This is a genomic window from Caballeronia sp. RCC_10 (genome assembly GCF_041360715.1).
In the GTDB taxonomy this organism is placed as follows: domain Bacteria; phylum Pseudomonadota; class Gammaproteobacteria; order Burkholderiales; family Burkholderiaceae; genus Caballeronia; species Caballeronia grimmiae.
Genome location: NZ_JBFUPT010000073.1, coordinates 1 through 7093, shown reverse-complemented (window position 1 = coordinate 7093; position 7093 = coordinate 1). Strand labels below are relative to the sequence as shown.

General features: G+C 58.1%; 2 protein-coding genes and 4 pseudogenes. 2 read left to right on the top strand and 4 right to left on the bottom strand.

Annotation, left to right across the window (positions count from 1 at the left end; all coding sequences use genetic code 11):
- Nucleotides 1-326: 326 nt before the first annotated feature.
- Nucleotides 327-1374: pseudogene (istA, locus tag AB6804_RS31230) on the bottom strand (IS21 family transposase); the annotation flags it as partial.
- A 387-nt stretch (nt 1375-1761) separates the two neighbouring features.
- Here istA and AB6804_RS31225 point away from each other — a divergent pair.
- On the top strand, nt 1762-3198 hold the full coding sequence (locus tag AB6804_RS31225; protein WP_370889743.1) for a glycoside hydrolase family 1 protein: 1437 nt from the start codon (nt 1762-1764) through the stop codon (nt 3196-3198).
- Nucleotides 3199-3254: 56 nt separating this feature from the next.
- Here AB6804_RS31225 and AB6804_RS31220 read toward each other — a convergent pair.
- The 3 genes and pseudogenes from AB6804_RS31220 to AB6804_RS31210 form a co-directional block, all read right to left on the bottom strand.
- Nucleotides 3255-3461 (bottom strand): annotated as a pseudogene (locus AB6804_RS31220) (IS3 family transposase); the annotation flags it as partial.
- 39 nt (nt 3462-3500) lie between these two features.
- Nucleotides 3501-3992: pseudogene (locus AB6804_RS31215) on the bottom strand (transposase); the annotation flags it as partial.
- 30 nt (nt 3993-4022) lie between these two features.
- Nucleotides 4023-5645: an ATP-binding protein gene (locus AB6804_RS31210; protein WP_370889742.1), complete on the bottom strand. Its 1623-nt coding sequence runs from the start codon at nt 5643-5645 to the stop codon at nt 4023-4025.
- A gap of 179 nt (nt 5646-5824) precedes the next feature.
- Here AB6804_RS31210 and AB6804_RS31205 point away from each other — a divergent pair.
- Nucleotides 5825-6959: pseudogene (locus AB6804_RS31205) on the top strand (IS3 family transposase).
- Nucleotides 6960-7093: the final 134 nt, after the last annotated feature.

Below are 7093 nucleotides of genomic sequence, written 5' to 3'. Positions count from 1 at the left end.
TGCGACGCCGGAACGAAGTCGTCGAGCTTGCGAAAGGAAAACAAACTCTCAGTGAACGTGTCGGCGCCGCGCATGATTTCCGGGGGGCATGTTAGGTCCTTCTATCAACGCTTCAGGCACATCTCGCGCTGACCTCTGCGATCAGTATTTCAGCGGCCTGTTAGGGCTGTCCCAAAGGTGCGCCAATATCGACTTTGCAAGTGTTACGATTGCCTCTCCCGGCTCGACTTGAGAAAGGTCGAGGCAGCTTTCCTTCTCGGCGAAGTCAGCATACATCGATTCCAACGCAGCGACATAAAGCTGCTCTTTGCTGCCGAAGTAATAGTATAGATCCGAACCTTCAGCCGGTGACCGATCAAGCGCGACGGCGCGCTGTACAGGATGCCCCGCACAGTGAACGTGCCGCAGCGGGTTACGAGTGCTTCTTCCTCGACGAAGTCCGTGGTGCGACGTTCAGGCAAATCCTGCAACTGTGCGCGCTCAATGCGAAACGCCGCAGTGTTGCGCCGGTTTCGGCGCATCACCACCTCGCGGATGAATTCATCGTACGCGGCCCGATCCACGAACTCGCGATGGCCGCGAAGCATCAAGGCCTGGTCGACCGCTTCCTTCAGATACCGATGCGAGGATTCCACGCTGCCGTTTTCGTGACCCAGGCCACGATTGTTGCGCGTGCCCTCCATGCCGTAATGGTCAAGTAGCGCTGCGTAACGTTTCGTGAAGTCCTCCTGCTCTGTCAGATTTTTGAAGGCAGCCGACAGGCTGTCAGAACGATGTTCGCGCGGGCATCCGCCGGCTTGCCATAGCGCGTTCTGCAATCCCGCTGCGAGGGCTTCGAAACTCTCACCACCCTCAACAACGTTCGCGTATTCCCAGCGCGAGAACGCCAGTACGAAGTGATACAGCCGATGACCGAATGGTGCACCGCCGATCGTCATGCAAAGCTTGCTCATATCGGTGAAGTCTGACAGTCCGCGCACACCGGGCTGATGCTCCTGGGGGAAGAACACCCTCCTGCGTAGGCCCTTCAAGGGCCCGCCACTGGCGGATACGCCGCTCCAGCGTGCGCCGCATGCTATCGGGATAGCAATCCGGGTGATCGTCCTGCAGCTTGCGCAGGATCGTGATGCCCATCAGGTGGGGCGCGTTGCGCAGCAGCGGTACGACTTCGCTCTCCCATACGTCGACGAAGGGATCAGCTCGGGTCCGCCATGTTTGCCGTGGTTTCTGAGAAGGCAAGGTGGCGTCACGTTCGATGCGGCGCGCCGTACGCACGCTGATACCGGTCTTGGCGGCCGCGACTTCCTGAGAGTGCTGTTTGCGCTTGTTCATATAGAGATGAACCTGTTGGTCGGTAATGCGGGTTCCAGACATGAGCTGACCGCTTCTTCTTCAAGCTTCGATCAGCCCATCCTAAAGCCCGTCGACCTGGCGCCGCCGGTGGCTCATCGTCTACGGCGGCTGCGCCGCCTTCGACTCCTCACCACCGGTCTAAACGATCGTCAACGACCGACCGGCCAAAACAATTGTCGCTGCCCAGGCGCTGTTCGAGACCCGTTGCGGTAAGGGCGTGCAAACGTCCTGCCTCCATCACAATGCCCTCACCGGCTCGGCCGACGATCTTCCCGTGCGGCATTTCGAAACAAACCTCGCCAGTCAGCGTGTATATCGCCAGGCAGGCTGCCAGTCGGTGTTGACCTGATCACGCGCGGTGAGCTATTTTTTGCCAAACCGCTGCAGTGAACCGTCAGGAGGGCACTCATGTTCCACCGGAAACTGAAAGACTTTCCCCCGGACTTTCTCTGGGGTGCCGCCTCGGCGGCTTACCAGGTAGAAGGCGCTTGGAACGTGGACGGCAAAGGACCGTCGGTGTGGGATTCTTTTACCAAGATTCCCGGCAAGACTTTTCAGGGCAGCAACGGCGATGTGGCAGTTGATCACTATCACCGCTTTGCTGAAGACGCGGCGCTGATGGCGCAGATGGGAATGAAGGCGTACCGCTTCTCAGTGAGCTGGCCGCGTATTTATCCGAAAGGTCGGAACGAGCTTAACGAAGCGGGGTTGGCATTCTATGAGCGCTTAATCGACGAACTGATCGCTCACGGCATCGAACCCGTCCTCACACTGTACCACTGGGATTTGCCTCAAGCTTTGCAGGATGAATACGGTGGCTGGGAAAGCCGCGAGATCATCACGGATTTCGAGCGCTATTGCATAACGCTGTTTCAACGCTTTGCCGGGAAGGTCAAGTATTGGATCTCGCTGAATGAACAGAACTTCAACTTCACCAATGCCTTTCAGTTGGGCACTCACCCGCCCGGCGTAGAAGACCGCAGACGTTTCTTTGCCGCCAATCATGTGGCATTTTTGGCCAATGCCACAGTGATTGCCGCCTTCCGACAGCACGTACCCACCGGCCAGATCGGCCCCAGCTTTGCCTATTCGCCAGCCTACCCGGCCTCCAGTGCGCCCACCGACCTTCTAGCTTTTGAAAACGCTGACGAATTCACCAATTACTGGTGGCTGGATGTCTATTGCTATGGCCGCTATCCGCAAGCGGCGCTACATTACCTGCAGCAAACCGGCGAAGCGCCAAACATTGAACCGGGCGATCTGGAAATTTTTCAGCGCGGCTTACCCGACTTTGTCGGTGTGAACTACTATTACACCACGACGTTTACCGAGAACCCACTCCATGGCGTGGGCATGAAGCGAATCAACACCACCGGCCAGAAAGGCACCACACCATCAAGCGGCGTGCCCGGCCTGTATCGCACCACCGCCAACCCAAATCTGGAAACATCCAACTGGGACTGGGCTATCGACCCAACTGGTTTGCGTATTGCGTTGCGTCGAATCTCCAGCCGTTACGCACTGCCAATGATGATTACCGAAAACGGTCTGGGTGAGTTCGACATACTAAACGCCGATGACACCATTCACGACGCCTACCGCATTGCCTACTTGAAAGGCCACCTTGAAGCCTGCCAGCAAGCGATCAGCGATGGCGTGCAGTTGCTGGGTTACTGCGCGTGGTCGTTTACCGATATCTTGAGCTGGCTGAATGGCTATCAAAAGCGCTATGGCTTTGTGTACATCGACCGTGACGAGACCAATGAAAAAGACCTGCGCCGCATACCGAAAGACAGCTTTTATTGGTATCGAGATGTGATTGCCAGCAATGGCAAAAAACTCTAAACAGAAATACGAGGTTTGACCTTGCCCCTGTTTCGCGAATCCCATAGCTGAGAGATTTACGCGGCTCGTCCCAGTCGAGCGGCGAGCCGGTTTTTCTCGAACGTCATGGGGCTGACGTAGTCGAGCGTCGAATGTAGCCGGCGGGAATTGTAAAAGCCAAGCCAGTCGACGATTTCATCCACTGCCGCACGCCGGCTCGCGAAGTGCCGGCCATGCAGGCGTGCAACTTTCAACGAACCCCACAGGCTTTCGGTCGGGGCATTGACGCTCCTATGTCAAGCAACATGCGTCGAATCGGCCAGATCGGCGAGGATGAGCGGGTACAACTCTCCTACGATATAGCGCTGTCCGCCGCGCAGCGTCGCATCCAGCCCCTTGTTGATCGCCGAAATCGCCGAGGCCGAAAAGCTGTGACCGCACAGCTATTCGGTAATCGCCTTGACCTTGCGGGTCGAGACGCCCTGCACGTACATCTCGGCCAACGCCGCCACCAACGCCTTCTCGCTGCGCGCATAGCGCTCGAACAGCGCCGTTGAGAATTCGCCATGCCGATCACGTGGCACGCGCAGCTCGAGTTTGCCGATGCGGGTCACCAGAGCACGGCCGTAGTAACCCGCACGATAGCCGCTTCGCGTCTCGCTGCGCTCATTGGGCGCAGCGCCCAGCAGCTCGGTCATTTCCGCTTCAAGCACTTCCTGCAGCGCGTCCTTCATGAGCGCCTTCATCAGATCCCGATCGCCGGCAACCAGCGCTTCCGCTGGCCGCCGGTTCGTACTACGCTTGGTCGTGGCCATGGCGTAAGCCCTCCCGAGGGAAGCTGAGCGCTAGAAATAGTCCGTCGTGCGCACGTCTTCTTGCCTTGAGTTCGGTCTGGACACAGGCAACGAAATGCTGACGGTCGTGCCCGTCCTCGGCCCCTCGCTAAAGGCTTCGATCTTGCCGCCATGCGCTTCTATCAGTTGCCTGGAAATCGCCAACCCTAGCCCTACGCCACCACGGAGGCGACTGCGGTCCTTGGATCCTTCCTGAGCGAAGCGCTCGAACACGTGCGGGAGCATGGCAGGTTCTATGCCGATGCCGGTGTCCCGAATCTCACTCGTGGCCGAATCCGCACTACGGAAAACATTTGCGGTCACCGTGTCGCCGGGGTTCGAGAATTTGACGGCGTTCTGCAGCACGTTTGCCAAGACTTGTCGGAGGCGGTGTTCATCGGCCACCACCGCACAGTCCGCCGCCGCTCCGAGACGGACTTCGACTCCGCTCTTTGACGCCACGATGGCCGCATCCGAGACGGTTGCGGCCACAACGTCAGCTAGTTTGACGTTTTGCATCGCCAGGCGCACCTTGCCACCGGCCACTGCTGACGCGTCCAAAAGGTCGTTCACCAGGCGCGCCTGCGCTTTGGCACTGTCTTCGATTCTCTGAAGCGCATTGCCGATCGTCGAACGAGTTGTCGATGATGTGCGCTTGAGCACCTCCACCCATGACAGGACCGCATTGACAGGATTGCGCAGTTCGTGACTCACGGCGGCGATGAACGCGTCTTTGACCACGCTCTCCTTTTCAGCGAGCGCGAGGGCCTTGCTTCGATCCTCGAGCATGACCTCGGCGAGCTGTTCTATGGCTTTCCGCTCGGTGATATCAGCAAACGTTATCGCAACTCCGTCAAGAAGTTTGACGGAGTTGATGCGAAGCCAGCTCGAGATACGGTCGCCCACGTATTCCTGCTCGATCGTGGCAGGCCCACCGCCCATGCATACGCGCGCATGAACGGCGAACAACCCGTTCGTCGATGCAGTCGGGAATCGCGTTAAAAAACGCTGCCCAATGACGTCACTTTCGGTCGCGCCTAAAAAACGAAGTGCCGCCGGGTTGGCATAATCAAAGATGAAGTCCGTAATCGTTGCCCCCGTCCGCACGGCTTTTAATACCAGAAACGGATCGATCGCGACCTCTTGAGCTGCCCTGAAACGTTGCTCGCTAGCGATCAATTCGCCGGTTGTCATGGAAAGCTGGCGCCAGTGCTCCTCCTCCCGGATTCGCGCGTCCTTACGCGTCTGAAGCAATGCCACGATGAGAGCAATGCCGAGCACCGCCAAGACCGTGATGAAGATCTCCAGAACGAAATCACGTTGGTTGAAATCGATCGCCGCTCGGCTCACGCAGTTGGGCGCAAACATGGCGGCCGCCATTGCCGTGTAGTGCAACCCTGAGACCGCGACGCCCATCAGGCAGGCTGCGCCAGCTTGCTTCGCCAGTTGCGTCTTTTCCAACTTTCGCAGCTTTGTCACGATGCTGAGCCCGGCATAGGACGCGCCGATGCCAATCAGCACCGACAGCACGGCGCGCGGGGGCATATAGCGGATCGCCGGCGTCATCTGCATTGCCGACATGCCGGAGTAATGCATCACCGCGATTCCGGCACCCATCAGCAAGGATGCGAGCAAAACCGCACTCCGAGCTGGCGTTGGCGTCATCACGAAGGTTAGTCCCAGCCAGCAAACGAGAACCACTGCGGCCCACGACGATAGGGTTGTTGAGAGGTGGCTCCGGAAATCTGGACAGTCGGTTAGCTGGAGTCGCTGGGTTTTGAGATAGGCATAATGCCAATAAAGGAAACCAGACGATGACGAAGAGAACCCGGCGCACGCACTCAGCGGCGTTCAAGGCGAAGGTGGCACTGGCAGCAGTACGCGGGGAGCGCACGCTGGCAGAATTGGCGCAGCAGTTTGAGGTTCATCCGAACCAGATCACGTAATGGAAGCGGCAGTTGCAGGAACGAGCGGCCGACGTGTTCGGCGCGACGAGCTCGCCCGTCAATGAGCCGCCGGTGGATCTGAAGACGCTTCACGCAAAGATCGGCCAACTGGCGCTGGAGAATGATTTTTTGTCCGGCGCGCTCGGCAAGGCAGGCCTGCTGAGCGCAAAGAAATGATTGATCGTGGCCACCCCTACCGGTTTTGCGGCAGGTCGAGCTGGTCGGCATCAGCCGATCCAGTGCGTACTATGCGCCGCGCCCGGTGAGTGCCGCGGATTTGGCGCTCATGCGCCGTATCGACGAGTTGCACCTGGAGCATCCGTTTGCTGGCGCGCGCATATTGATGCGCCTGCTCAAGCGAGAGGGCATAGTGGTCGGCCGCAAGCACGTCGGCACGTTGATGCGCAAAATGGGCATTGAAGCGCTGTATCGCAAGCCGAACTTGAGCCGCAAACATCTGGCCCACAAGATCTGGCCGTACCTGCTGCGCGATCGGAAGATCGAGCGCAGCAGTCAGGTGTACGCATTGGACACGACATACGTGCCTATGACGCACGGCTTCGTCTATCTCACAGCTGTGATCGATTGGGCCAGCCGCCGTGTTTTAGCGCACCGAGTCGCGATCACGATGGAAGCTGAGCATGCGGTGGCGGCGCTTGAAGAAGCATTCGCGAAATATGGATTGCCTGAGATCGTCAACACCGATCAAGGCAGCCAATTTACCAGTACAGTCTTCATCGACGCGGTCCTCTCGCGCGGAATCGCTCTGTCGATGGATGGCAAGGGAAGCTGGCGGGACAACGTTTTTATCGAACGACTGTGGCGCAGTGTGAAGTACGAAGAGATATATTTGAAGGCCTACGTATCCGTCGGCCATGCACAGAAGTCGATCGCTAACTACCTCACTTGGTACAACAAACAAAGGCCTCATTCAAGTCTGTCGGACAAGACCCCAGATGAAGCCTACTTCGCGATGCTGCCCGCGATTAGAACGGCAGCGTGACCAGCCAGCGTTCCACTTAAACATCGAAAAAACTGTCCGAACGAACGGGGCCACCTCTAAGGAGCGTCTGCACAATTCGTTTCGGAAGCATGCGACAGGCGTGACGTAGACTGGATGGAAAGATTTTGCATTGG

Coding starts and splice junctions, on each gene's coding strand:
- AB6804_RS31225 (WP_370889743.1), top strand. CDS start 1,762: ATGTTCCACCGGAAACTGAAAGACTTTCCCCCGGACTTTCTCTGGGGT.